Source organism: Flavobacterium sp. KACC 22758 (assembly GCF_028736135.1).
Lineage (GTDB): Bacteria > Bacteroidota > Bacteroidia > Flavobacteriales > Flavobacteriaceae > Flavobacterium > Flavobacterium johnsoniae.
The window spans coordinates 3,943,622-3,969,250 of sequence record NZ_CP117878.1 but is presented as its reverse complement, the minus strand read 5'-3'; the positions used below and the strand labels follow the sequence as shown (position 1 = coordinate 3,969,250).

The window sequence follows — 25,629 nt, the reverse complement described above, 5'->3', positions numbered from 1 at the left end:
CAATAATTTAAAAATTTGAACGTAATGAAAAAAGTAATTTCGGTTTTAGTAATTTTTGTTTTGGTTTCCTGCGGTGCATCAAAAACTGCTGCTTCATCAACGGCACTTTATGAAGTTTTAACAGAACAGTCAAGCGGCGGCGGAAATATCAGATTTTTTGAAATCCTGACAGAACCTAATGAAATTAAAATGCTTCAAAACGATCCGCTTTTGGCACATAAAATGAAAGATGCTGATATTAATAATTCCAACTATGTTATTTTGAACATGGGAGAAAAAAATACCAGCGGTTATTCTATCGGTGTTGAAAAAGTTGAAGAAACAGATAAAAATATTATCATTACAGTTAAAGAAAATGCGCCGTCTCCGGATGCAATGGTAATGCAGATGATCTCTTACCCTTACACAGTTGTAAAAGTGCATTCTAAAAAAGAAATTATTATTAAGTAAGTTATTAGTGAAGAGTGACTAGTAAATAGTTATTAGTGATTAGTTACGAGTTGGATATTAAATGTCAGGCTGAGCGAAGTCGAAGCCATCGTTACGTAATCGTTGCATAATTGGGCTTCGACTTCTCTCAGCCTGATACATTTTATTTTAAAACATAAAAAAAAACCTGCCGTTTAAAAGCGACAGGTTTCTTCTTACAATTATTTTTTATTTTTAATTAAAATCTGAATTTAACTCCTAATCCAACGTCAAATCCAAAATTGTCATCGTCATAGTATCCAGAACCAATTTCAGGTCTCGCATCTAATGACAGTGTAATAGGCACTTCCTTAAATCTATATTCTATACCGATATCTCCAGCTGCAAAAACATAAGTTCCGCTGTCGCTGTATCTAAAGTTATTGTTGTAATAATCATGATCCCAAGCGGCTATACCACCCCCAACACCAGCGTACCAGTTAAATCCGCCGTCGATGTTCCAAACCCATTGGTAAAGAGCAACACCTTTAATGGCATCAACATCGCTGCTGTTTCTCCAGCCTAAATCAAATTCAAGTCTGTTTTTTTGGTTTAGTCCTAATTGGTATGATACTTCACCTCCAAATCCGTTGTTGTCTCCTAAACGCAATCCTAGAGCGTGTTTTGAAATTTCTTGTGATTGTGCCGTAAATGCAAATCCAAAAAGCATAATGGCAGATACTATTATCTTCTTCATAAAATGGTTAATTAATTTTTTTCAAATTTAGATTTCCTTGTATATGAAGAACGTATAATATTTTTAGAAATTGTTATATAATTCACATTTTTCAGCATTTCGATAGGGCGAAAAGTTAAAAACAACGCCTACAGTGCTTTATAATGCAGGTTGGTATTATTTTTTAAGAATAATATTTGAAATTAACTGCGATGTTAAAATATCTTCCATTTCAAAAAGATTTTCTTCTTCAGTAAAATTACTGTGTGTGTACGAATATAATTTCCAGCGCTTTTTGTGGTATTCGAGAGCTGTTAAATTTTCGACCCAGTCACCAGAATTCAAATATAAAGTAGAACCGTGTTTGTTTTCTTTGGTAAGTATTTTTGGTTCGTGAATATGACCGCAGATAACATAATCGTAATTTTTTTCGATAGCCAAATCAGTTGCAGTAGTTTCAAAATCTGAGATAAATTTAACTGCTTTTTTTACACTGGCTTTTATTTTTTTAGAAAATGAATACGGCTCGCGTCCTAATTTTGCAAGACACCAGTTTGCAAATCGGTTCATAAGGATTAAGTAGTCATAACCTAACCCTCCCAGTTTTGCGATCCATTTAGAATGTTGTACAGAAGCATCAAAAACATCTCCATGAAAAATCCACGCCTTTTTGTCGTCTAATTCTAAAACTAATTTATCGACCAAAGAAAAATTACCCATATTCATATCACTGAATTTACGAAGAATCTCATCGTGATTTCCGGTAATATAATACACTTTTGTACCTTTTGAAGCCATCCCAATGATGCGTTGAATAACTCTTAAATGGGCTTTTGGAAAATAAGATTTTCTAAACTGCCAGGCATCAATAATATCTCCGTTTAGGACTAAGGTTTTGGGTTTAATAGTTGATAAGTAGTTGTTTAGCTCTTTGGCGTGACTTCCGTAAGTTCCTAAATGGACATCAGAAATAATGACCAATTCGACATTTCGTTTTTTCAATTTTTCTTAATTTGAAGTTCCACAAATGAAAGAAAATCTTGCTGGATTTATTTTATGAAAAGGTTACTAATTTGAGGTCAATTTTAATAAATTGTGATTTTTAAACTGTTTAATCTTTAATTAATATTACCAATTTTTAATTTTTTAATTTAATTCATAAAACTTACATTTGCTCAAAACAATTTACAATGGCAGGAAACAGCTACGGCACCCTATATAAAGTTACTACATTTGGAGAATCTCATGGTGAAGCTCTAGGCGGTATTATAGACGGATGTCCATCAGGAATAGAACTTGATTTCGAAGCGATTGAAGTTGAAATGTCCCGCAGAAAACCAGGACAATCGGCTATCGTAACACAAAGAAAAGAACCAGACGCGGTTCAGTTTCTATCAGGAATATTTGAAGGTAAAACTACAGGAACTCCAATTGGTTTTATTATTCCAAACACCAACCAAAAATCAGATGATTACTCTCATATAAAAGATAATTACAGACCAAGTCATGCTGATTATGTATATGACCAAAAATACGGTTTTCGTGATTATCGCGGAGGCGGAAGAAGTTCTGCACGTGAAACAGCCAGCAGAGTAGTAGCAGGAGCTATTGCAAAACAAATGCTTCCAGAAATTAAAATTAATGCTTATGTTTCTTCTGTAGGTCCTATTCATTTAGATACACCTTACCAGGATTTAGATTTTTCTAAAATCGAAAGCAATCCTGTTCGCTGCCCTGATGAAAAAGCAGCAGCTATTATGGAAGAATATATTCGTGATATCCGAAAACAGGGAGATACTGTGGGCGGAGTTGTTTCGTGTGTAATTCAAAATGTTCCGGTTGGTTTAGGCGAACCTGTTTTTGATAAATTACATGCTGAATTAGGAAAAGCAATGCTTTCTATCAATGCTGTAAAAGGTTTTGAATACGGAAGCGGTTTCTCTGGTTCTGAAATGAAAGGAAGCGAACACAACGATTTATACAATCCGGACGGAACGACAAAAACAAATCTTTCAGGAGGAATCCAGGGCGGAATAAGCAACGGAATGGATATTTATTTCAGAGTTGCTTTTAAACCTGTTGCGACTATTATGCAGACTCAGGATTCTTTAGATAATAAAGGTAATATTACACCAATGACCGGAAAAGGACGTCATGATCCGTGCGTGGTGCCTCGTGCAGTACCAATCGTTGAGGCGATGGCTGCGATTGTTTTGGCAGATTTTTATTTAATCAACAAAACATATTAATAAAAGTAAGACAGTGAGGGTCTTATATTTTAATAATTAAAAAATAAATTAATGCAAGTAACAGAAACTAAGAAAAAATCATTTTTAACAGGACTTACAGGGCAGATTTTAATTGCAATGGTTCTTGGCGCAACGCTGGGAATTATTCTGCATAACTCAATTTCACCTGAAGCAGCGCAGTCATTCAGCACAAAAATTAAAATGCTTGCGACTATTTTTATCCGTTTAGTGCAAATGATTATTTCTCCTTTGGTTTTTACCACTTTAATTGTGGGAATTGCAAAACTGGGAGATATAAAAACAGTAGGAAGAATTGGAGGAAAAGCGCTTGGATGGTTTTTTACAGCTTCTTTTATCTCATTGTTAATTGGGTTATTCTATGTAAATATTTTAGAGCCTGGAGTAGGTTTAAAATTAAGCCATGTAGATATGGCTTCGGCATCTGAAGTAACCGCTAAAACTCAAAACTTATCATTTGAAAACTTCGTTGAGCATATTGTTCCAAAAAGTATTATTGAAGCAATGGCAACCAACGAAATTCTACAAATTGTAATATTTTCTATTTTCTTCGGATTAGCAGCTGCATCTTTAGGGAACACTGTAAAACCGGTAATTGGAGCTTTAGACAAAATCTCGCACATTGTTCTTAAAATGGTAAACTACGTAATGAACTTCGCTCCAATTGGAGTTTTTGGAGCCATTGCAGCGGTTTTTGCCATTCGTGATGCCGAAGAATTGTTAATTACGTATTTCAAATTTTTCGGATCATTTTTATTAGGGATTGGAACTTTATGGGTTGTGTTAATTGCAGTAGGTTTTATTTTCTTGGGAAGAAGAATGGTCGAGCTTTTAAGACGAATCATTGGGCCTTTGGCAATTGCTTTTGGTACAACAAGTTCAGAAGCTGTTTTTCCTAAATTAACAGAAGAATTAGAAAGTTTTGGTGTAAAAGACAGAATCGTTTCTTTTATGCTGCCGCTTGGCTATTCTTTCAATTTGGACGGCAGTATGATGTACATGACTTTTGCGAGTATTTTTATTGCACAGTTTTATAATGTACATTTAGATTTAGGAACTCAAATGGCAATGCTGTTAGTTTTAATGCTTACCAGTAAAGGAATTGCGGGAGTGCCAAGAGCAAGTTTAGTTGTTGTTGCGGCTACCTGCGGTATGTTTGATATTCCGGTTGAAGGTATTGCTTTGATTTTGCCAATTGACCATTTCTGCGATATGTTTAGAAGTGCAACCAATGTTTTAGGAAATGCTTTGGCAACTTCGGTTGTAGGGCAGTGGGAAGGCAATGATACTGCCGAAAATGTAATAGAAAACTAATTGTTTTTTAAGAGAAAAACAATATAAGATAACCGAAAAGAAAAGCTGTATTTTTATAGGAAATACGGCTTTTTTTTATTTTTAAGTGTATATTTGATAAAATTAGCCGATTGATGCCCCACATACGGATTTTTTTATTTACACTGCTATTTCTGAATTGTTTCAGCAATTTTGCCGTAGCACAATCTGAACCGGTTTCAGAAGCCCGGATAAACAGATTAATTAAGGAGGCCTGGAACGACTTTAAAGACTCCAATTTCGAAAGATCCCTCATTACTTCACGTGTAGCATTAAATTATGCCACAGCAGCAAAAAATGATAATTTAATTGCAAAGGCATACAAAGTTATTGCCGGAAATTATAACGAATTATCAGAAATTGATAAAGCCCTTTTCTTTTACAATAAAGGTTTATACTACGCAAATAAAACAGACAACGATTCGTTAAAATACAGTCTTAACAACAATATAGGAAATATTTACTGTTTTGAAAAAAAGCAGTTTGATAAAGGGATAGATTATTATCAAAAATCAATTGCTTATAGTTTAAAAACAAACAACAGCGATCAGATTTATTTTACCAATGTCAATATTGCCTGGGCCTATTTTGATATTGGAAGATTTGACGCTGGATACCCCTACTTAAAATTTGTTGGCGATCATGTCGAAAAGTACGGAGATGCTTCAACAGAAATCGTAGTTTATATGTTAAACGGAATGTATTCCAGTTACAAAAACGAAAATACAGCCGCTAATTCTTATTTTTTAAAAGCAATTGCCGCCGGAGAAAACAGCGATGAAAAATCGGATTTGTCTTATACACATTTAGAATATTCAAAATTCTTAACCAAAGTAAAAAATTATAAAGAAGCGTATAAGCATCTTGTAAAGTTTAATGAAATTACAGAGGAACTTTATAATCAGGAAAAATTAAAAAAAGCATCAATTGCCGGATTCAATTTAGAGCTGGATGAATATAAAAGACAGATTGACAAAATTGAAAATGAGAAAACATCCCAGTCTCAAAGTCTTAAAAAATCAAGAATTATTGTAATCCTGTTTATACTCACGTCTCTAATCCTGCTTTTTTTAATTGTAACGCTGATTAAGAATATAGGATTTAAGAAAAAACACAATTTAGAGCTTTTAGAGGCAAAAGAAATTGCAGAAGAAGCCTCGTTACTCAAAACCCAATTTATTTCGACTATAAGCCACGAATTGCGTACACCGCTGTATGGTGTAGTAGGAATAACAAATATGCTTCTTGAAGAACACAAAGAATTATCGCAGAGCCAGCATTTAAGTGCTTTAAAATTTTCGGCACGATATTTACTTTCCTTAGTTAACGATATTCTTCAAATTAATAAAATTGAAGAAAACAAAGTAGTTTTAGAAAGCTTGACATTTAATATTTCAGATGAAATAACAATGATCAAAAATTCACTTTCTTTTCTATCCCAAAAAAATAATAACAAAATTAATGTTGAAATAGACGATTATATTCCTGAGTATTTAATTGGTGATAAACTTCGACTGGGTCAGATTTTAATGAATTTAGTGAGCAATGCGCTAAAGTTTACAAAAAACGGGGAAGTTGATATTGTCGTGAAATTACATAAGATAGAAGGGAAATTATACTATCTGGATTTTTTGATAAGAGATAACGGAGTTGGAATTGCGGCTGTAGATCAAAATAAAATATTCGAAAAATTCGTTCAGGTAGGACGAAAAGATGAAGATTATCAGGGAACGGGATTAGGTTTAAGTATAGTAAAACGATTATTGGGGCTTTTTGGAAGTACAATTACACTGGAAAGTGATTTAGGTGCAGGAACTGCATTTTCATTTGTAATTCCGTTTGAACATGATCCTCAAAAAACAAAAAAAATAATTGAAGATATAGAGGTGGATTTAACATCAAGCGAAATTTATAAAATTCTTATTGTAGAAGATAATCTAATTAACCAGCTGGTTACGAAAAAGATTATCGAAAAAAATAATTTTGTCTGCAAAGTCGTTGATGACGGTTTTGGAGCGCTTACAATATTAGAGAAAGAAAGATTTGATCTTATTTTAATGGATATTAATATGCCGTTAATGAACGGTTTTGAAGCTACAAAACGCATTCGGCTGTTAGGGGTAAAAACGCCTGTAGTCGCGTTGACAGCTTTTGATAAAGACGAAATTACAGACGAAGCTCTTTCAGCTGGAATGAATGATATTATTGTAAAGCCTTTTGAGCCTGTAAAATTATTTAAAATTATAAATTACTTAATAATAGAAGCGAAAAACGCTGGTTGTTAATACCAGCGTTTTTTGTTTTGTTTTGAAGCACTTGATTTTCTCGATTTGTGAGCACCGCCGCTTCTGTTTGAATTTTTAGGTTTTTCTCCTGCTTCAGGACTTCCTGAATGCCATGGATAAGGATGATCTGTAATAATTTTTACATCTACTTTAATTAATTTCTTAATATCCTTCCAGTAAGGTTCTTCGTCTTTACCGCAGAAAGAAATTGCAATACCGCCGTTTCCTGCACGTCCTGTACGACCAATTCTATGTACATAAGTTTCAGGAATGTTGGGTAAATCAAAATTGATAACATAAGGCAGCTGCTCAATATCAATTCCTCTTGCTGCAATATCTGTAGCAACCAGAACGCCTACTTCTTTGTTTTTAAAAGCATCCAGAACACGCTGTCTCGCATTTTGCGATTTGTCTCCGTGAATGGCTTCTGCCGGGATATCTTTCTTGCGAAGCGCTTTTACAACATTATCTGCGCCATGTTTGGTTCTTGAAAAAACCAATACGTTTGATAAATTTTCTTCCTTAATTAAACGATAAAGCAGGTTTCTTTTTTCTGTTTTATCAACAAAATAAACACGCTGTTCTACATTTTCGGCAGTTGATGAAACCGGAGAAACTTCAACTTTTTCAGGATCCTGCAAGAACATTTCTGCCAATTCGCGAATTGCAAGAGGCATTGTTGCAGAGAATAATAAAGTTTGTCTGTTTTTAGGGGTAAGTTTTACGATCTTTTTTACATCGTTTATAAAACCCATATCCAGCATTTGATCTGCCTCATCTAAAACTAAAGTGTGCAGATGATTTAAATCAAGAAAACCTTGTTTGTGTAAATCTAATAATCGGCCTGGAGTTGCCACCAAAATATCAACACCATTTTTTAAAGCATCAACCTGAGGGTTTTGAGAAACACCGCCAAAAATAGTTAATTGCGTTAAGTTGGTATATTTAGAATAGGTGTCAAAACTCTGTCCAATCTGTACCGCTAGTTCACGCGTAGGCGTTACAATAAGCGCGCGAATTTGTTTGGCTTTTTTTGATGAACCTACAATTCGGTGTAATTGATGTATAATTGGAATCGCAAATGCTGCTGTTTTTCCTGTTCCTGTCTGCGCACAGCCAATTAAATCCCTTCCGGCTAAAACAATTGGAATGGATTTTTCCTGAATAGGAGTGGGATTTAAATAGCCTTCTTCAAATACGGCTTTTTGTATACTTTTTGAGAGTGATAAATCTTCGAATAACATATCTTAGTAATTAAGAATTTTAGTTTTAAGTACTAAATTCTGTGCAAAGATAGGTTTATTCAGTCAATCGGCTGTTTGAATCTTGTATTATTTGGAAAATGTGTGGTTTTAAGCCGCCTGTTCTTCAAGCTAATTTCTCTTTTTCGTTATTTGCTTTAATAAAATCAGTTACTAAATACCCAATTAATTTTCCAATTAAATTGTTATTTGGAGAATCGGCTAAATCTGGAGCACCTTCACAAATATGTAAATACGCAGCATTTTTATGCTGTCCGAAAAACGAAATAAACTGACGCAATTCTTCTACCGAAAATCCGCTGATCGTCATAGCACTGCTGGCAATATTAGGAATAGCGTCGAGATCAATCTCAATTCCAAAAGCATCTGTTTTTATGAACTCTAATGCAAGAGCCATTTCGCGGGTAAAATCTTTTTCTTTACGAATATTTACGCTGTCATAAGTATTATAACGCACGCGGTCTTCCAGTTTTTTAATAAGATCTAAAACGCTTTTTGAAGTGTAGTTTTCGTGAAGTCCGAAAATGAAATATTTTTTTAGAAAACCTTCTTCATACGCATACGAAAATCCATTGCCGCTGTGGCGTCCTTCCAGAATTCTAAAATCAGAATGCGCATCAAAATTTACGGCATTTATTGGTTTTCCTTTGGCTAAAGCCGAACCTTTAATATTTCCGTAAGCATTATTATGTCCGCCTCCAATAATAATAGGAGTTTTACCGGCTTTCATTATAGTAAATATAATATGCGAAACTTCTTTGTCGATTTTTTCTACCAGCTGGCTTAGTTTAGAGCGGTCGTCAATGTCATTAAAATCTAAGTTTTCGACGTCGCGCATTTCTGCAGAAACATCAAGCTGTCCTAAAACTATAATCTGACTGCCTTTTGAAAAGCGGTTATGCTGAATATTTGCAATACTTTTAATAGCGTTTTCCCACGCTGATGCTGTTCCGGGTCTTCCATAATTCGCACGTACACCAATGTCTTCCGGAATTCCCAAAAGAACATACTTCGCCTCAGATTCTTGTAAAAATTTGATTTTGTCTGCATCTTTCGGCAAAACAATCATTTTTTCTCCGAATTTTATTTCACCACTACGATGATTTGTGACTTTTGCCAAATCATTGACAGTAAAAGGAATCAATTTCTCCATGAAAAAAATTTATTTTCCAAAAATAATATAATTGTAACAACTTACGTTATTAACATATATTAATTCTTAAATTTGTTATTAAAGAAAATTATTAAATATGGAAAACCCAAAGAACAACAACAATTCAAGTCTAAAAGCGATTATAGCGGTTTTAGCAGTCCTACTGATTGGTAGCTTAGTGTATATTTTTAAATTATCTTCTGATACTGATGTAGTTAAGACAGAACTTACAACTACAATGACAGAAAAAGAGTCTGTAATGAAAGATTTACAGGAATTGAAAGCAACTTATGATGCTGCAATTGCTGAAAACACATCAATGTCAGACGAATTAATTCAGGAAAGAGATAAAGTTGTCGCTTTGATGGATGATTTGAATAAATCTAAAGGTGATGTTTCTAAATACAGAGCTCAGGTACAGGCAATGCAGGGAAAAATGAAAACTCTAGTTGCTGAAAACGACGAATTGAAAAAACAAAATGGTGTTTTAACAGTTCAGAGAGATAGTACAATTACTGTATTAGGAGAGTCTAAAAAATACAACGAAGTACTTGTAGGACAAAATGAGGAGCTTGCAAAAACAGTTGAAAGAGGTTCTAAATTATCAATTTTGAACACTAAAACTTCTGCTTATAAATTGAAAAGCTCTGGAAAACAAATTGAAACAGATAAAGCAAGCCGTGCTGATATCTTAAAAGTAAGTTTTACTATTGCTGAAAACCAAATTGCTAAATCTGGAGATAAAACATATTATGTTCAGGTTATTGATGCAAAAAACAACGTTTTGGGCGAGAAAAAAACAGAAAGTTTTGGAGATAACTCTTTAACTTACAGCTTTAAAACTACTGTAAAGTATGAAAACAAATCTGTAAATGTTACTGAAGATCTTCCAGGAAAAGATTTCGCTAAAGGAACTTATTTTATCAATGTTTTTGATAATGACGAATTAGTTTCTAAAACTAGTTTTAGTTTAAGATAATTGTGCCAAAGAAGTAAAAAATACCACTTTGATATTAAAGGTCTGTGATTTCACAGGCCTTTTTTTATGGACTAAATCTTTGTGAATCTTTTGGTACTAGTATGATTTAAAATATTGCAGTATAAAAAAATAACCCACAGTTTTTGGCTGTGGGTTAAATGATTTTGAAAAAGGAATAATTTTATTATATAATTTGACCGTTAATTAAAACATCTTCAATTAAATTGCTTCCAAAAGCATAAGGAATTTGGTAGTAAGATGAAATAGGTTTAGTTATAATTAAATTGGCTTTTTTGCCTTTTGTAATACTTCCATGAGTTTCTGAAAGTCCCATTGCATAAGCGCCGTTTATTGTTGCAGCATTTATGGCTTCTTCTGGAGTCATTTTCATTTTAATACAAGCTGCAGCTACAACAAAATTCATGTTCCCGGATGGAGTAGAACCAGGATTGAAATCGGTTGCAAGTGCCAAAGGTAATCCTGCTTTAATCATTTCGCGTGCTGGTGTGTACGGAATGCTTAAGAAATAAGAACATGAAGGTAATGCGACAGGCATCGTTTCGGTGCCTTTTAAAGCTTCAATGTCTTCTGAGTTCATTATTTCAAGATGATCTACAGAAAGTGCGTTAAATTTAACTCCAGACTGAATACCACCGATAGAATTAAATTGATTAACGTGAATTTTTGGTTTTAAACCAAAATTAATTCCCGCCTGCATGATTTTTTCTGTTTCTTCAACCGAGAAGTAACCGCTTTCGCAGAAAATATCTACATAATCTGCCAGTTTGTTTTGTGCAATTTCAGGAAGCATTTTTGTGATGATTTCATCGATATAACCTGCTTTGTTTTCTTTATAATGCGTTGGAAAAGCGTGTGCGCCCAAAAAAGTAGCTTTTATTGAAATTGGATAATTTTCTGCCAGTTTTTTTATCACACGAAGCATTTTTAATTCGCCTTCAACAGTTAATCCGTAACCTGATTTTATTTCGACAGCTCCGGTTCCTAAATGCATGACTTCTTCCAGACGAATTTTTGATTGTTCGTAAATTTCTTCTTCAGAAGTTTCATTTAATTTTTTAGCCGAATTTAAAATCCCGCCGCCACGATTGGCAATTTCTTCATAGGTAAATCCGTTTATGCGGTCTACAAATTCCTGTTCGCGGTTTCCAGCATACACGATATGCGTATGGCTGTCGCACCAGGCAGGAAGAACAACACGTCCGGAAGCATTGATAATGCTGTCTGCTTTAATTTCAGGAAGGTTTTCCATAGAGCCAAAATCAGTAATAAGATCATCTTTTATTACTAAAAAGGCATTTTTAATTGCAGGAAGCTCTGCCATTTCGGCTCCCGAAACTTTAGAAATTGAAGTCTCGCGTATTTGGAGTAGTTCCTGTATGTTTTTTATTAATGTAATCATTGTAGATAGTGTTATAAAACACAAATTTCACAAATTATCACGAACTAATCCGTGAAATCTGTGAAATTCGTATTTTGATTCTTTTGTATTTTTATTCCGAAACTGTTATTTCAAACAATTTGTCCCAATATTTCCCTGTAACAAAAATTGTTTTGGTTTGTGGGTTGTAGGCTATTCCGTTTAAAACTTCTGCATTTTTTGCTTTAACAAATTTACGTAAACCTGAAAGGTCTAATATTCCTTCTACTGATCCAGAAGTTGGATTTACGACAGCAATTGCATCTTTTTGCCAAACGTTTACATAAAACTTCCCGTTAATTAATTCTAATTCATTAATAGATTTAATTTTTGAAGAACCAGAATATACATTTATATAATCAATTAATTTTTGAGTATTTGGATCCATTTTCCAGATTTTCTCAGTCCCGTCTGAATGGTAAATGTATTTATCATCATGTGTCATTCCCCAGCCTTCAATATCTTTGTCGTATTTGAAAGTTTTCTCTAGTTTAAAAGTTTTTGCATCATAGATAAAACCGGTTTTTTCCTGCCAGCTTAACTGATAAATTTTATCATTTATAAAAGTTATTCCTTCGCCAAAATATTCCTTAGGAAGGTCAACTTGCTTAATTACTTTTCCTGTTTTATAATCAACAGATCTAAAATATGAGTTTTCTTTTTGACCAGTACTTTCAAATAAAAGGCCATCATGGAATTCTAAGCCTTCTGTAAACGCAGTAGTGTCATGAGGGAAAGTATTAACTACTTTATACTTTAATAGTTTAGGTTCGATATCAGAAACGACTTCAATTCTTTTGGTAGCATCAGAAGAGTCTCCGCCAAAATAAGCAGTTGCTTTTAAGTATTGATAACCTAGTTTTTGATCTTTTAAGTCAAATTTAAATTTTTCGGCTCCTTTTTTACTTCCTGCTTTTTTGTCGTTAATGAAGTAAACTATGCTGTCAATTTCTTTCGAATTTGGGTTCAAAATTCCGATTGAAACTGATTCTTTTGGTAAAAAATGGGCAGGAAAAGCAGAATCATCAATAGTGAATAAAGAATTTTCACCTTTTTTTGTGCCTTTGCATCCAATTAATGTGATTCCTAATAAAATGACAGCTAGGAAGTTATATTTTTTCATAGTTTAAAATTTGAATAAGCCAATATACGATGATATTTTTATAGCAGCAAAGCTCTTGCAAAAATATAAAAAGATTGTATATTTGCACCGGCAAGTCCTACACGACCAGCTCCTGCAGACTCCCCCAGGATGGGAACATAGCAAGGGTACGCGGTTGAGCGGTGCGATGTAGGTCGCTTGCCACTTTTTATTTTTTAGAATTTGTATAAAAGTAGTCTTCCTTCGGGAGGATTTTTTTATTTTTGGACCTTTCGTTGAGTTAGAAGTTAAATGTCAGGCTGAAAAATTTCTCTTCATTGAACTAAAAACTCAAAATTCATAACTTATAACTCATAACCCAAAAATGAATAAAGTTGTTTTAATTACCGGAGGATCTTCAGGGATTGGAAAATCTATTGGTGAATTTTTGCATAAAAAAGGTTTCATAGTGTATGGAACGAGCCGAAATCCTGAAAAAGTCCTGAATTCTATTTTTCCTCTTGTGGCTTTAGACGTTCGAAATGCTGATTCGATTAAATCGGCTGTCAGTAAGATTATCGAAACTTCGGGCAGACTGGATATTGTAATTAACAATGCCGGAGTTGGAATCACGGGACCATTAGAAGAAATTCCGATGGAGGAAATTAAAAACAACTTTGAAACGAATTTTTTTGGTCCAATTGAAGTTATGAAAGCTGTTCTGCCAAAAATGCGCGAACAAAAATCAGGTTTAATTATTAATATTACTTCTATTGCCGCTTATATGGGACTTCCTTACCGAAGTGTGTATTCGGCTTCAAAAGGAGCTTTAGAATTGATTACCGAGGCTTTGAGAATGGAAGTAAAGCAGTTTGGAATTGAAATTACAAATGTAGCTCCCGGTGATTTTGCAACTAATATTGCTTCCGGACGTTATCATGCGCCTATTGTAAAAGGTTCTGCTTATGAAAAAGTATATGGAGATACGCTTGCTGAAATGAACGAACATGTTGATGCAGGAAGCAACCCGAATGAAATGGCCGAAGCGATTTATAAAATCATTCAAAAAGAAAAGCCAAAAGTACATTATAAAGTAGGTGCGTTTATGCAGAAATTTTCAATTGTTTTGAAACGCGCGCTTCCGGATAAGGTTTACGAAAAAATGCTAATGAATCATTATAAGTTATAGAATTATGGATAAGATTACAGAATTTTTGCCTACTATTTTTACTGTCATAGTTTTTCTGGTTATTTGGTTTGTGCTTCGCCGAATTTTAAGTTCTTTGAGTGATAAGATTAATAATTCTGAAGTTTATAAAGAAGAAACATTAAAAGTTCTGGAAGAAATTAGGGATGAATTGAAAGAATTAAATAAAAACAATTCTTCTAAGCAATTTTAAGTTGTAATTTTGCAGCTGAGTTTGCGTGAGGGATAGAGGCGTTATCCTTTTGTGAAGAGAAACGGAACAAAAGATAGAGCCGAAAGCCCGACCCTTGTGGTCACGCCAAAAAATAAATCAACACAATTTAAATATAATAGATTATGAAATTTTTTATTGATACAGCTAATTTAGCTCAAATTAAAGAAGCACAAGCTTTAGGTGTTTTAGATGGTGTAACAACTAACCCGTCGTTAATGGCGAAAGAAGGTATTACCGGAAAAAACAACATCCTTAAGCATTATGTTGATATTTGCAATCTTGTAGAAGGTGATGTAAGTGCTGAAGTTAATGCTCTTGACTTTGAAGGTATGGTTAAAGAAGGCGAGGAGCTTGCTGAATTACATGAGCAAATCGTTGTAAAACTGCCTATGACTAAAGAAGGAGTTATGGCTGCAAAATATTTTTCTGATAAAGGGATTAAAACTAACGTAACTCTTGTTTTCTCTGTTGGACAGGCTCTTTTGGCTGCTAAAGCGGGAGCTACTTATGTTTCTCCGTTTGTAGGCCGTTTAGATGATATTTCTACTGACGGTTTAAACCTGATTCAGGAAATTAGAGAAGTGTATGATAACTACGGTTATGAAACTCAAATTTTAGCTGCTTCTGTACGTCACACAATGCATATTGTAAACTGTGCTAAAATTGGTGCTGATGTTATGACTGGACCGCTTTCTGCAATTTACGGATTGTTGAAACATCCTTTAACTGATATTGGTTTAGCTCAATTTGTAGCTGATTTCGAAAAAGGAAATAAGTAATCCTTAGATAGTTATAAAATTAAAATCGCCTTTTTTCTAACGAGAAAAGGCGATTTTTTTTACTTTTATGTAAATCTTAAATAATTGAATATGAAAGTAATATTAATTGTTTTGTGTTTTTTAACTGCTGGTTTTTCTATAAATGCCCAAGCGAAGGTGATTACTTCTGTCAATGAAGCCGGCGATGTGGCAACTTATGAATTGGACAGTTCTGTTAAGTTTCAAAGTCTGGCAAAAGGACTTCGGTATAATATAACGAGACATGAGTTTAAAGGACCTGAAATGAAGAACTCCTATAGACTGCTTTTGGTTATGGATGGTTTTTATTCGAAAACTTTAAATAAGGAAATGACAATTTCTGCAGTCTTAACTGATGGTACTGTTTTAGAAGCCAGAAAGATTATCGAAGATGACGGCTTTTTTGACGGAGCGTGTACTTTAAAAATAAAAGATCCAGAAGCACTTTTAAAAGCGAATATAGACAAAGTTATTGTTCATGCAGATAAAGATGTGGTTTACCCGATTTCGGCACAGAATAAAGCGATTTTCAAAAAGAATCTGGGTAATGTTATTAACGCTAAGTAAAAGGGGCAAAGGTTTAGAGGGACAAAGGTTCAAAGGTTTTTCTTTATGAATAAAAAAATCCAAATTCCTGTTTACGGGAATTTGGATTTTTTTATATAAATGGTTTAAATTTTTTAGTGTCCGCCGCCTTCGCTTTCAACGTGGCTGATTCCTTGTTTTTTCAAGATTTTAGGGCAGTAGAAACCGTAGAATCCTAAATAAGCAAAACCAATAAGTGGTACTACATAAGAGAAATGTGTCCATGAAATTCCAAAGATTCCTTCTGGTTTTGTTAGATCAAAATCACAGATACTTCCCTGGATTAATGGAATAACACCACCTCCTAAAATCATCATGATTAAGAAAGAAGATGCTTTTCCTGTGTTTTTTCCTAAACCTGCGATCGCTAAATCGAAGATAGAAGGCCACATAATAGACAAGAATAATCCGCCTGAGATAAAGAAGAATTTAGCAATTGAAGGATCTGGCCAAACTAATCCGGCAACCATCATTGTGATTCCGGAAAGTCCGAAAAGCATTAAAGTTTTTCCGGCATTTTTTCCTCCAATAAAACTAACTCCAATGAATAATAAAATCCAGATTGGGTAGATATAGAATGAAGATACATCGTGTGCAGCAAAAATATTAGCTCCAATGATTACTCCAAATGCAATAGCAGGAACGATGAATTTTAATGCAGTGTTTACTAATTTTGAAGTATCAAAAACGTTTACACCACCATTCCAGCGTCCAATCATTAAACTTCCCCAGTAAAGGGCAATAAATGGAGCTACGGCATCTTCTAATACGTTTCCAAATTCTTGCGTATGTAATAAAGCAGGTAAATTACTAATGATTGTTACTTCAGTTCCTACGTAAATAAAAATACCTAACATTCCTAAATACAATTGCGGGTAATCAAGAATATTGAATTTTTCGTGTGCTGTTTTAACAACTTCAACCTCTTTTTCAGGATCTTCAATTTTAGAGAAGTTCATGAAAATTGCTACTGCGATAAACGCAAGTCCAAGAATGATGAATGGTAATTTAATATCTTCTAATGAAAGAGCTGTTTTTTTGTTATCTCCCATTCCAAATAAAGCTATACCTAGTAAGATAGCTCCAATAGTTGTTCCAAATGAGTTGATACCTCCTGCTAATGTTAAACGGTGAGCTCCAGTGTTTGGACTTCCCATTTTAATTGCTAAAGGATTTGCTACAATTTGCTGAATTGAAAAACCTAAACCAACAGTAAACAAAGCGGTTAAAAAGAAAGGGAAACTTTCCATTGTTGCAGCCGGAACGAATAAAAATGACCCGACAGCAGAAAGTATTAAACCAGCCGAAAGTGTTTTTTTGTATCCGAATTTTTGCAGAACATCTAATTTTAAAGAAACTAAAAAGAAGATTATTGAACCTACAAAATACGCAGCATAAAATGCCCAAGCAACTAGTTGTGATTGTACTTGAGATAAAGTAAATACTTTTTTGAATACTGGAATCAGGATGTCATTGGCAGAACCAACAAAACCCCAAAAGAAGAAGACGATTATCAATGAGATAAACTGTCCCCATTTGGTTTGAACATTTTCTGAACTCATAATTGTAATAAGGTTAATTTTTAATAAATTGTTTTTTGAAGACCGTAAATATATTTGTTACGTAAGTCAAAAAAAAATTATTGATTGAAAATAATGTTAAATTTAAACCAACTACCTTATTTATTCAACAATGTGTTAATTTATATAGAGTTAGAAATGTTAAAGTTTTATTCGAGAATTCGATTTTTGACGTCTTTACTGTAATTTCTTCCAATAGGAATCGTGTACGACTGAATTTGGATGCGGTTTCCTTCTATAGATTTTACTTTATTGAGCGCAATTACATAAGATTTATGGATGCGCAGGAAGCGATCAGCCGGCAGTTCTTCGGATAATGAGGTTAAAGATTTGTGGGTAATGTAGGTTTTATCAGGTGTTACAACTTTTATGTATTCTTTCATTCCTTCGATAAAAAGGATTTCTTCAATATTAATTTTCATCATTTTTTTATCGACTTTGATAAAAATATGCGAATCGCCTTTTGTCGTATCGATTTTAATATTGTTTTTTAAATTGTATTCGGTTGTAATTTTATTGATGCATTTTATAAATCTAGGCAGGGGAATAGGTTTTACTAAATAATCCAATACATCAAGATCATAACTTTCTGCAGCAAATTCTCTAAAAGCAGTTGTAATAATAACTTTTGTTTTGTTTTCGATTAAACTGATTAATTCAAAACCAGTCATCATTGGCATATTGATGTCTAAGAAAACAGCATCTACAGAAGTGCTGTTTATAAAATCAAGCGCTTCTAAAGAGTTATTAAATGTTCCTATAACTTCAAAATCTGTAAAATTATTAAAGTAATTTTGCAGGACTTTTATCGCCAAAGGTTCATCATCAATCAATACACATTTAATCTTCATTCTGAATAGGTATTTGCAAACGAATTATATAGTAATTAAGTTTTGTTGTGTCTTTTAAGCTAAAATGATTTTTGTAAATTAATTTTAGTCTCTTCTTTGTATTAACTAAACCAATGCCGCCTTTAGATTTAAGATTTTGTGAAATTACAAAATTATTTAAGATTTCAAAGTCTAACATTTTGTTATTGGTAACTTTACAATTGATCTTAATTTTTAAGTTATTGTTGTTGATTCCGCCATGTTTAAAGGCATTTTCGACCAGAGAAATAAAGATTAACGGCGGTACGACTACATCTTCTATATTTGATTCTAAATTGATTGTAACTTCTACATTTTCAAAACGTAACTTTTCAATTTCGATATAATTCTGGATATAATCAATTTCCTTAATAAGCGGAACAAATTTGGTTCCTTTTACATCATATAAAACATATTCCATCAAATTTGAAAGTTTGATGATAACATCCGGCACTTTATCTGAAGATTCTAGAGATAAGGCATATAGATTATTTAATGTGTTGAAAAAGAAATGTGGCTGAATTTGATTTTCGAGATATTTTAGTTTGATTTTAAACTGATTTTCTCTTAATGAACGGTTTCGTTCTCTTTCTCTAAGCCATGTTAAAGTAAGATAAACAGAAGATGCCATTGCTAAAACATACAATTCTCCTATACAAACCGCTAAAATATGATTAATGTCGAAAGGATGATATTCCCGGTTTGCTTCGGGCCAGATATTTTCGGATATAATGTAATAGGTTAAAACTGTTTTTAATAAATATATCCCAAATAAGCTTGTGATTAACGCTGCGGTGTAGGTAATATATTTTTGTTTTAGAACGTATTTTGGAACTAAAATAAAAAGATTGAAATATACTAAAGGTATATGCAGCGAAAACTCAATTAAGTTTGATTTAAACGAATAAGGATAATCATTAAAGTAAGCACCCCATCGTAAAAAGTTGAGAGTAAAGTAGCTTCCCCAAAACCAAATATGATTTTTGAGTTTTATATCGAATTTTAATTTTCGGATTTCGTTCAACTTTTTTATTAACGTTTTATTATTAATTGGAAGGCTTTGTAATTAATCTGCAACTTTACATAATTAGAAGCTAAATCGCAATTCTTTTGAATAATTTTTTACAAAAAAAGCTAATTAATATTTTATTTAAATAGGATAACGATTTCGTGCAACATAATGTTGAATGTTTTATGTTGTTTGTTTAAAAAATTTAACTGTTTGTATAAATAATTTTTTTTAACAGTACGTTAACAATAATTTTATACACAACTAATCAAAACCATGATAAAAATGAAACAAATTATGTTAGCCCTTATGATGGCTTTTACTGCGCAGGTTTCGCTTGCACAAGTAAAGACAATCAAAGGTTTGGTAAGCGATCAAAATGGATTGCCGCTGCCGGGAGTAAGTATTATTATTCAAGGTACAAAAACGGTAAGTCAAAGTGATTATGACGGTATGTATACGATACAGGCATCTGCTGGGGATGTTTTGGCATTTTCGTATATAGGAATTAAAACTAAAACTGTAACTGTTGGTACATCACCAACAATTAATGTTGTACTGACTCAGGATACACAAAACTTAAATGAAGTTGTCGTTACAGCGTTAGGTATTAAGAGACAGAAAAAAGAATTGGGCTATGCTGTTCAGGATGTTAAAGGAGAACAATTGAGCAAAGTAATTACAACAAATGTGGCGACAGCACTTTCTGGCCGAGTTGCTGGGGTTGATGTTTCGATACCTGCAACAGGAGTAGGTGGAAGTACAAGAGTTATTATTAGAGGTATATCTAGTATTGGAGAGAATAACCAGCCTTTATATATTGTAGATGGTGTGCCTATTGATAATACCGGACTTTCTAACGATAGTGCTGCGGCAAGTAAATGGTTTGACGGTAGAGATAACGGAGACGGTATTTCGAGTATTAATCCTAACAATATTGAAAGTCTTACGGTTTTAAAGGGAGCAGCAGCATCAGCTTTATATGGTTCCAGAGCGTTAAATGGTGTTATCTTAATTACGACTAAAAAAGGAAGTAAAGGAAAACTACAGGTCGAATTAACCAGCGGCGTTAGTTTTGATAAGGTATATGCTAAATATGATGATTTTCAAACGGAATACGGAAGCGGATCTCACGGAATTCTGCCTGATCCGTCAAAAGCACCTTCGGAGATTTATCAATACACTACAAGTTCATGGGGACCTAAATTCTCTGAAACTGTTGGACAGGAGATTAAAATATTTGACGGCTCAATGAAACCTTATGCCAGAGTTGATAATAATATTAAAGGCTTTTTTAAAACAGGATTTACAACAACTAATGGTATTGCTCTTTCTGGAGGAAGTGAAAATGCTTATGTCCGCTTTGGATTCAATAATTTAAAAAATGATGATGTTGTGCCGGGTTCTGGATTAGAGAGAAACGATGCGAGCTTGAATGCGACATTAAAATCAGATAAATTTACTTTGGATGCCAATGTAAATTACATGGTCGAAAATACAGAAAACAGACCAGGTCTAGGAGATTCTCCAAACAACGTTGGTTATTCATTAACAGGATTGGCTCCAAATATAGATCAGGCCTGGCTGAAAAATTACAAGAATGAAGAAACTGGTGAAATTTATAAATGGAACAATAATATTTATCAGTTAAATCCATACATGACTACCGAAGCAAACCACAATACTTCTAAGAAAAACCGTTTTATGGGTAACGTGGCCGGAACATATAAGTTAAAAGACTGGATTGCTCTGACTTTTAGAACTGGTTTAGATACGTATGTTTTTGGTGCAAAAGATTTTATGGCAGCCGGAAGCACCTGGCCGGGAAGAGAAACAGGATATATTGGTTTAAATGATATTACGGTTTCTGAAATGAATACGGATATTATTGCTACTATCAGCGATATTAAACTAGCTAACGATTTAACTTTTTCCGGAATTTTAGGTACAAGCCGCAGAGATTTTAGAAGACAGGAAAATTCAAGTTCTGGAATTAATATTATCGAGCCTGGAACTGAGTATATAAGTAATTTTACAACTCATACAATAAATGCGCCTACAGAAACAAAAACAAGAACAAATTCTGTTTACGGTTCTGCAAAATTAGATTATAAAGGGTATTTATATGCAGAGTTTACAGGAAGAAATGACTGGTTCAGCGTTATTAATAAAGATGCTTTTTATCCGGCAGCTTCATTAGGTTTTGTATTCTCAGATGCATTTAATATAAAAAGCGATGCGTTTTCTTATGGTAAGTTTAGAGCGTCTTGGGCAAATGTATCAAATGCTCCGGGAGCTTATAAAAACTCATTAAACTATACAACTTATTCCTCTTATGACGGGCAGAGTGTTGTAAATATTAAAAATTCATCGGCACCAAATCTTAACTTAACATATCAGTCAAAAACAGGAACTGAGTTTGGACTAGAAACAGCGTTCTTTAAAAACAGATTAAGAGCAGATATTACGGTTTATCGTGAAGATACGTCAGATCAAACTCTTGATTTAGCTTCTTCTGCAACATCAGGTTACGAGTTTCTTTCTGTAAATGCTGGAAAATTACGTAACGAAGGTATAGAGATCTTTTTATCTGGAACTCCTATTAAAACAAATAGTTTTGAATGGGGAATTGATTTAAACTTCTCTAAAAACAAAAACTCAATTTTGTCTTTACATCCAGATATCAATACGTATACTATTTCTGAGGCTCGCTGGGCAGGAGCTGCAATTGTGGCACAAGTTGGCGGTCAGTACGGAACTATTATTGGAAAAGATTTTCAAAGAACAGAATCAGGTGAAATGATTGTAGGTGCAAACGGACTTCCTTTATATACAGATACAAAAGTTATTTTAGGAAAAGGTGTTCCAGACTGGGCAGCCGGTTTAACAAACAGATTTTCTTATAAAGGAATTACCCTTCAGTTTTTATTAGATATGAAGTTTGGTATGGATGTTTATTCTATGACAAACTCTGTTGCAGCTACAAAAGGTTTACTTGATGTAACAACAGAAGGAAGAGATGCTTATAATGCTGCAAGAGCGCAGGCTGCTGCGAGCGACCCTAACTTTAATGTTCAAAATTGGGTTCCAACAGCAGGTTATGTAGCAAATGGAGTTGTTAATACAGGAACAGCACAAAATCCAAACTATGTTAGAAATGAAAAACCTGTAGATCCTCAGGCTTATTGGACTAATGTTTTTGATAATACTCCGGCACCATTTATTTACGATGCGTCTTATGTGAAATTAAGAGAAGTAAGTTTAGGATACACTATACCAAAAAGTGTTTTTGAAGGTGCAAAAATCAATTCAATTTACATCTCAGCATTTGCGCGAAATCTATTGACATTCAGTAAAGATTTACCAAATATTGATCCAGAGTCAATGTACACTTCAGGAAACGGACAAGGTTTTGAGTATGGTTCATTGCCATTTAGAAGATCATATGGATTTAATATTAAGGTTACATTCTAAAAAAGTACATTATGAAAATTAAACATATACTAATAGCGGCATTAACTGGTTTTTCAGTAGTAAGCTGTACAGAAAATTTTGACGAACTGATAAAGGATCCGGTTGCGTTAGCTCCAAATCCTGCAGGTCAGCTTACATTTACTCAATTATGTATGTCTGGAGACGGATATTATCAACATAGAACGAACTTAATATATTCTGGTGGTTTTGTACAGCATTATTCAGGTTCTTGGGCAGTAACAGAATACGGAAGTAAATTTAAAAAAGTAGACGAATATGCAACAGCATTATGGAGAAACGTGTATGCAAACGAATTAAAAAATGTTGTTGATATTATAAAAAACACAAGTAATGATCCTGCTGCATCAAATATGAATGCTGTAGCAAAGATTATGAAAGTTATGGTTGCACAGCGTCTAACCGATATTTATGGAGATGTTCCTTATTCTGAAGCTGGTTTAGGTTTTTCTCAAGGTATTGTAACGCCTAAATACGATAAACAGCAGGATATTTACAATTCTTTTTTCAAAGATTTAGATGAATCTTTTACGCAGTTAAATGCTTCCGGAGGCTCGGTAAAAGGAGATTTGTTTTATAATGGCGATATTTCAAAATGGAAAAAATTAGCCAATACAATGCGTTTGCGTCTGGCGATGAGAATTTCAGAAGTGAGCCCGGCTGAAGCTGAAAAACAAGCAAAAGCAGCTTTTCAAAATGGTGTTTTCGAAAGCAACGATGACAATTGTCTTATGCATCATTTAGATTTTCCTTTTAATGATAATCCTGCTACATTAGATTTTAGAGGAAATGGATTATCATATGGGTTTATTTCAGACGAGCATGGAGATCATTTTAGTTCTCTTTTAATTGATTATTTAAGAGATAATGGTGACCCTAGGCTGAAAATGCTTGCAACTCCAAAAACAGGAAGTGTTAATGGAGGTCCTATTGGTCCGGGAGAAGAATTATATGAAGGAGTTCGTCCGGGAGTTTTTAGATGGGAAGTTGTAGGTGGTTCAAATGCTGCATCAGGTATTCAGCCGTATTTAAAATTAAGAACTACTCCTTTTTTACATGTAAGTTATTCAGAATCACAATTGTTATTAGCAGAAGCCGCTTACAGAGGCTGGGTTGCAGGATCTGCAGCTGATTTTTATAAAAAAGGAGTTGAGGCTGGAATTAAACAATTAGAAGTTTATGGCGCTGCTCCTGCAAGTCAGGCAAGTATTGATGCGTATGTAAATGCTAAACCTTTAGCAGCTGGAACAGAAAAAGAACAAATTGGAACACAATTATGGATTACTTATTTGTTTAACAGTATAGAAGCTTATTCTAACTGGAGAAGAACAGGTTATCCGCATTTACTTCCTATAACAAATTCAGATTCTCAAACCGGAGGTGTTGTGCCTACTCGTTTGTATTATCCTAACGATGAGATGCAGAAAAATGAAAAAAATTATATGGAAGCTGTTCAAAGAATGGGAGGAACAAATGATTGGACTGGTAAGGTTTGGTGGGATGTAAACTAAAAAAATCCTAAAATATAGTTATGCCTGATATTATTTCAATCTAATTAAAATTAAGAACACTAAAGTTTAAATTCAAAATTATGATAAAAAATAAAGCCTTATTAGGCATCCTTTTTTTCATGAGTTCTCTTTTTTCTGTGTACAGCTGTACCAGTGAAAAAGAAAATAATCCGGAAGAAGTAAAAAGTAAAAAAGCAAGAGTAGTGGGATATTTATCTGCCGACAGCTTTGATAAAATAACATCAATTGAATTTTGTAAGCTGACGCATTTAAATATTGCTTTTGCTAATCCTGATAAAAATGGAAATCTAGTTTTTGACGGAGATATTGATGCCGTAACTAAATATGTAAAATCTGTAAACCCCAATATTGTTATAAGCATTTCGCTTGCCGGCGGAGTTATTTCAGCTGAACAAGCAGCAAATTGGTCTTTACTAATTGATAAACCCGAAAATCGGCCGGCTTTTATTCAAAATATTTCAAAGTTTGTAACAGATCATAATTTAGATGGTGTAGATGTAGATCTCGAATGGGATGCAGTCACACCTGGCTACAGCGGTTTTGTAGTCGAGTTAAAAAAAGAACTTATAGATCGTAAAAAACTGCTCACAGCTGCACTTCCTAATAATACCCGATTTGTAAATATAAATTCTGAAGCATTAAATGCTTTCGATTTTATAAATATTATGGCCTACGACAGTACTGGTCCGTGGAGTCCAAATAAAATAGAGCAGCACAGCTCGTTTGAATTTGCCAAAGATGGAGTTGAATTTTGGAAGAAACAAAATGTGTCCAGTGAAAAACTGACACTTGGAGTTCCTTTTTATGGATATAATTTTACTTATCCTACAGTAACCAGTTCTACTTTTGGAGAAATAATACAAGCAGGAACGCAATTTGCCGATCAGGATGAAATTGGTAAAATTTATTATAACGGAAGGCCGACAATTTTAAAAAAAGTCGAATATGCATCGCAAAATACAGGCGGCATTATGATATGGGAGCTGGCTCAGGATTCTTTTGGAGAATATTCTCTATTAGAAGTCATCCATAAAAAATATACAGATCTAAAATACAAGACTTCAGGCATGTGCGGTAATTAATTTTATTTCCTACACGATTTTTTAATTAATAAGTTTTTCGCTTCTTTTTATTCGTAAAGATTAAAAAGAAGCGTTGTTTTTTATATAAATATAAGATTTACAAATAATTGTTAGAATTGAAAATATTTTAGTAAAATTTAGAATTTTCAGAATAAAATAGTCGTAAATGGTGTTTTTTCTGCTTTTTATAGAAATGAAAACGTTTTCGAGCAGCAGATTATTGATTGTTTTATGTCGTTCGTTTAAAATTTATAGTAGTTTGTATAAATTATTTTTTTTAACAATCCCTTAAGAATAATTTTACATCATAACTAACAAAAT

21 protein-coding genes and 1 other RNA gene are annotated in these 25,629 nt (G+C 33.5%); 13 read left to right on the top strand and 9 right to left on the bottom strand.

Annotated features, from left to right (window positions below; translation table 11 throughout):
• Nucleotides 1-24: 24 nt before the first annotated feature.
• Nucleotides 25-450 carry a protease complex subunit PrcB family protein gene (locus PQ462_RS16500; protein ID WP_012026544.1) on the top strand — a complete coding sequence of 142 codons (426 nt, stop codon included), beginning with the start codon at nucleotides 25-27 and terminating at the stop codon, nucleotides 448-450.
• Between the two features lie 217 nt (nucleotides 451-667).
• Here PQ462_RS16500 and PQ462_RS16495 read toward each other — a convergent pair whose 3' ends face one another.
• The gene (locus PQ462_RS16495; protein ID WP_274250819.1) at nucleotides 668-1,165 is read right to left on the bottom strand and encodes a hypothetical protein; all 498 of its coding nucleotides are present in this window, start codon (nucleotides 1,163-1,165) and stop codon (nucleotides 668-670) included.
• Nucleotides 1,166-1,321: 156 nt separating this feature from the next.
• The gene (locus PQ462_RS16490; RefSeq protein WP_073408370.1) at nucleotides 1,322-2,146 is read right to left on the bottom strand and encodes a UDP-2,3-diacylglucosamine diphosphatase; all 825 of its coding nucleotides are present in this window, start codon (nucleotides 2,144-2,146) and stop codon (nucleotides 1,322-1,324) included.
• A 188-nt stretch (nucleotides 2,147-2,334) separates the two neighbouring features.
• Between PQ462_RS16490 and aroC the strand changes: the two genes are divergently transcribed.
• The 3 genes from aroC (at nucleotide 2,335) to PQ462_RS16475 (ending at nucleotide 7,028) form a co-directional block, all read left to right on the top strand.
• Nucleotides 2,335-3,393 (top strand): chorismate synthase, encoded by a 1,059-nt coding sequence (gene aroC / locus PQ462_RS16485; RefSeq protein ID WP_274250818.1) that lies wholly within the window; start codon nucleotides 2,335-2,337, stop codon nucleotides 3,391-3,393.
• Nucleotides 3,394-3,444: 51 nt separating this feature from the next.
• A complete protein-coding gene (locus PQ462_RS16480; RefSeq protein ID WP_012026540.1) occupies nucleotides 3,445-4,725 on the top strand; it encodes a dicarboxylate/amino acid:cation symporter in 1,281 nt (426 codons plus the stop codon).
• Nucleotides 4,726-4,838: 113 nt separating this feature from the next.
• Nucleotides 4,839-7,028, top strand: coding sequence for a response regulator (locus tag PQ462_RS16475; protein ID WP_274250817.1), 2,190 nt, complete (start codon nucleotides 4,839-4,841; stop codon nucleotides 7,026-7,028).
• Here PQ462_RS16475 and PQ462_RS16470 read toward each other — a convergent pair.
• Together PQ462_RS16470 and PQ462_RS16465 are read right to left on the bottom strand one after the other, a co-directional pair.
• Nucleotides 7,025-8,272 (bottom strand): DEAD/DEAH box helicase, encoded by a 1,248-nt coding sequence (locus PQ462_RS16470; RefSeq protein WP_274250816.1) that lies wholly within the window; start codon nucleotides 8,270-8,272, stop codon nucleotides 7,025-7,027. The two genes, PQ462_RS16475 and PQ462_RS16470, sit on opposite strands and share 4 nt — an antisense overlap.
• Before the next feature lie 124 nt (nucleotides 8,273-8,396).
• Nucleotides 8,397-9,443: a formimidoylglutamase gene (locus tag PQ462_RS16465; protein WP_012026537.1), complete on the bottom strand. Its 1,047-nt coding sequence runs from the start codon at nucleotides 9,441-9,443 to the stop codon at nucleotides 8,397-8,399.
• 97 nt (nucleotides 9,444-9,540) lie between these two features.
• On the opposite strand from PQ462_RS16465, the gene PQ462_RS16460 reads away from it, so the two are divergent.
• Nucleotides 9,541-10,422 (top strand): hypothetical protein, encoded by an 882-nt coding sequence (locus PQ462_RS16460; protein ID WP_012026536.1) that lies wholly within the window; start codon nucleotides 9,541-9,543, stop codon nucleotides 10,420-10,422.
• Between the two features lie 184 nt (nucleotides 10,423-10,606).
• On the opposite strand, the gene hutI is transcribed toward PQ462_RS16460, so the two are convergent.
• Nucleotides 10,607-11,842, bottom strand: coding sequence for an imidazolonepropionase (gene hutI, locus PQ462_RS16455; protein ID WP_274250815.1), 1,236 nt, complete (start codon nucleotides 11,840-11,842; stop codon nucleotides 10,607-10,609).
• Nucleotides 11,843-11,933: 91 nt separating this feature from the next.
• Nucleotides 11,934-12,983, bottom strand: a complete 1,050-nt coding sequence (locus tag PQ462_RS16450) for a glutaminyl-peptide cyclotransferase (protein ID WP_274250814.1) — start codon at nucleotides 12,981-12,983, stop codon at nucleotides 11,934-11,936.
• A gap of 88 nt (nucleotides 12,984-13,071) precedes the next feature.
• Here PQ462_RS16450 and ffs point away from each other — a divergent pair.
• The 5 genes from ffs (at nucleotide 13,072) to PQ462_RS16425 (ending at nucleotide 15,726) form a co-directional block, all read left to right on the top strand.
• Nucleotides 13,072-13,169, top strand: an RNA gene (gene ffs, locus PQ462_RS16445) — signal recognition particle sRNA small type.
• 157 nt (nucleotides 13,170-13,326) lie between these two features.
• Complete coding sequence (locus PQ462_RS16440; protein WP_274250813.1) at nucleotides 13,327-14,130, top strand: SDR family oxidoreductase; 804 nt, start codon at nucleotides 13,327-13,329, stop codon at nucleotides 14,128-14,130.
• A gap of 4 nt (nucleotides 14,131-14,134) precedes the next feature.
• Entirely contained in the window at nucleotides 14,135-14,341 is a 207-nt protein-coding gene (locus PQ462_RS16435) for a hypothetical protein (protein ID WP_044048064.1), read from the top strand.
• Nucleotides 14,342-14,484: 143 nt separating this feature from the next.
• Entirely contained in the window at nucleotides 14,485-15,141 is a 657-nt protein-coding gene (fsa, locus tag PQ462_RS16430) for a fructose-6-phosphate aldolase (protein ID WP_274250812.1), read from the top strand.
• 90 nt (nucleotides 15,142-15,231) lie between these two features.
• Nucleotides 15,232-15,726: a hypothetical protein gene (locus PQ462_RS16425; RefSeq protein ID WP_274250811.1), complete on the top strand. Its 495-nt coding sequence runs from the start codon at nucleotides 15,232-15,234 to the stop codon at nucleotides 15,724-15,726.
• A 113-nt stretch (nucleotides 15,727-15,839) separates the two neighbouring features.
• Here the strand turns inward: PQ462_RS16425 and PQ462_RS16420 are convergent, their stop codons facing one another.
• The 3 genes from PQ462_RS16420 to PQ462_RS16410 all read right to left on the bottom strand — a co-directional run bounded on the left by PQ462_RS16420 (nucleotide 15,840) and on the right by PQ462_RS16410 (nucleotide 19,217).
• Nucleotides 15,840-17,306 (bottom strand): MFS transporter, encoded by a 1,467-nt coding sequence (locus tag PQ462_RS16420; protein WP_274250810.1) that lies wholly within the window; start codon nucleotides 17,304-17,306, stop codon nucleotides 15,840-15,842.
• A 167-nt stretch (nucleotides 17,307-17,473) separates the two neighbouring features.
• Nucleotides 17,474-18,175 carry a LytR/AlgR family response regulator transcription factor gene (locus PQ462_RS16415; protein WP_012026529.1) on the bottom strand — a complete coding sequence of 234 codons (702 nt, stop codon included), beginning with the start codon at nucleotides 18,173-18,175 and terminating at the stop codon, nucleotides 17,474-17,476.
• On the bottom strand, nucleotides 18,165-19,217 hold the full coding sequence (locus tag PQ462_RS16410; protein WP_073408363.1) for a sensor histidine kinase: 1,053 nt from the start codon (nucleotides 19,215-19,217) through the stop codon (nucleotides 18,165-18,167). The genes PQ462_RS16415 and PQ462_RS16410 overlap by 11 nt, the downstream gene beginning before the upstream one ends.
• A 270-nt stretch (nucleotides 19,218-19,487) precedes the next feature.
• Here PQ462_RS16410 and PQ462_RS16405 point away from each other — a divergent pair, with 270 nt between their 5' ends.
• The 3 genes from PQ462_RS16405 to PQ462_RS16395 all read left to right on the top strand — a co-directional run bounded on the left by PQ462_RS16405 (nucleotide 19,488) and on the right by PQ462_RS16395 (nucleotide 25,308).
• A complete protein-coding gene (locus tag PQ462_RS16405; RefSeq protein ID WP_274250809.1) occupies nucleotides 19,488-22,676 on the top strand; it encodes a SusC/RagA family TonB-linked outer membrane protein in 3,189 nt (1,062 codons plus the stop codon).
• 11 nt (nucleotides 22,677-22,687) lie between these two features.
• Nucleotides 22,688-24,205: a SusD/RagB family nutrient-binding outer membrane lipoprotein gene (locus tag PQ462_RS16400; RefSeq protein ID WP_012026526.1), complete on the top strand. Its 1,518-nt coding sequence runs from the start codon at nucleotides 22,688-22,690 to the stop codon at nucleotides 24,203-24,205.
• Nucleotides 24,206-24,285: 80 nt separating this feature from the next.
• Nucleotides 24,286-25,308 (top strand): glycosyl hydrolase family 18 protein, encoded by a 1,023-nt coding sequence (locus PQ462_RS16395; protein ID WP_274250808.1) that lies wholly within the window; start codon nucleotides 24,286-24,288, stop codon nucleotides 25,306-25,308.
• The last annotated feature ends 321 nt before the right edge of the window (nucleotides 25,309-25,629 follow it).

What these genes read in the sequence shown, in the direction of transcription:
- PQ462_RS16420 (WP_274250810.1), bottom strand. Translation starts at nt 17,306, where the DNA reads ATGAGTTCAGAAAATGTTCAAACCAAATGGGGACAGTTTATCTCATTG.
- PQ462_RS16440 (WP_274250813.1), top strand. Translation starts at nt 13,327, where the DNA reads ATGAATAAAGTTGTTTTAATTACCGGAGGATCTTCAGGGATTGGAAAA.
- PQ462_RS16425 (WP_274250811.1), top strand. Translation starts at nt 15,232, where the DNA reads ATGAAAGTAATATTAATTGTTTTGTGTTTTTTAACTGCTGGTTTTTCT.
- PQ462_RS16435 (WP_044048064.1), top strand. Translation starts at nt 14,135, where the DNA reads ATGGATAAGATTACAGAATTTTTGCCTACTATTTTTACTGTCATAGTT.
- PQ462_RS16405 (WP_274250809.1), top strand. Translation starts at nt 19,488, where the DNA reads ATGAAACAAATTATGTTAGCCCTTATGATGGCTTTTACTGCGCAGGTT.
- PQ462_RS16450 (WP_274250814.1), bottom strand. Translation starts at nt 12,983, where the DNA reads ATGAAAAAATATAACTTCCTAGCTGTCATTTTATTAGGAATCACATTA.
- PQ462_RS16415 (WP_012026529.1), bottom strand. Translation starts at nt 18,175, where the DNA reads ATGAAGATTAAATGTGTATTGATTGATGATGAACCTTTGGCGATAAAA.
- hutI (WP_274250815.1), bottom strand. Translation starts at nt 11,842, where the DNA reads ATGATTACATTAATAAAAAACATACAGGAACTACTCCAAATACGCGAG.
- aroC (WP_274250818.1), top strand. Translation starts at nt 2,335, where the DNA reads ATGGCAGGAAACAGCTACGGCACCCTATATAAAGTTACTACATTTGGA.
- PQ462_RS16470 (WP_274250816.1), bottom strand. Translation starts at nt 8,272, where the DNA reads ATGTTATTCGAAGATTTATCACTCTCAAAAAGTATACAAAAAGCCGTA.
- PQ462_RS16480 (WP_012026540.1), top strand. Translation starts at nt 3,445, where the DNA reads ATGCAAGTAACAGAAACTAAGAAAAAATCATTTTTAACAGGACTTACA.
- PQ462_RS16475 (WP_274250817.1), top strand. Translation starts at nt 4,839, where the DNA reads ATGCCCCACATACGGATTTTTTTATTTACACTGCTATTTCTGAATTGT.
- PQ462_RS16400 (WP_012026526.1), top strand. Translation starts at nt 22,688, where the DNA reads ATGAAAATTAAACATATACTAATAGCGGCATTAACTGGTTTTTCAGTA.
- PQ462_RS16495 (WP_274250819.1), bottom strand. Translation starts at nt 1,165, where the DNA reads ATGAAGAAGATAATAGTATCTGCCATTATGCTTTTTGGATTTGCATTT.
- fsa (WP_274250812.1), top strand. Translation starts at nt 14,485, where the DNA reads ATGAAATTTTTTATTGATACAGCTAATTTAGCTCAAATTAAAGAAGCA.
- PQ462_RS16395 (WP_274250808.1), top strand. Translation starts at nt 24,286, where the DNA reads ATGATAAAAAATAAAGCCTTATTAGGCATCCTTTTTTTCATGAGTTCT.
- PQ462_RS16460 (WP_012026536.1), top strand. Translation starts at nt 9,541, where the DNA reads ATGGAAAACCCAAAGAACAACAACAATTCAAGTCTAAAAGCGATTATA.
- PQ462_RS16500 (WP_012026544.1), top strand. Translation starts at nt 25, where the DNA reads ATGAAAAAAGTAATTTCGGTTTTAGTAATTTTTGTTTTGGTTTCCTGC.
- PQ462_RS16465 (WP_012026537.1), bottom strand. Translation starts at nt 9,443, where the DNA reads ATGGAGAAATTGATTCCTTTTACTGTCAATGATTTGGCAAAAGTCACA.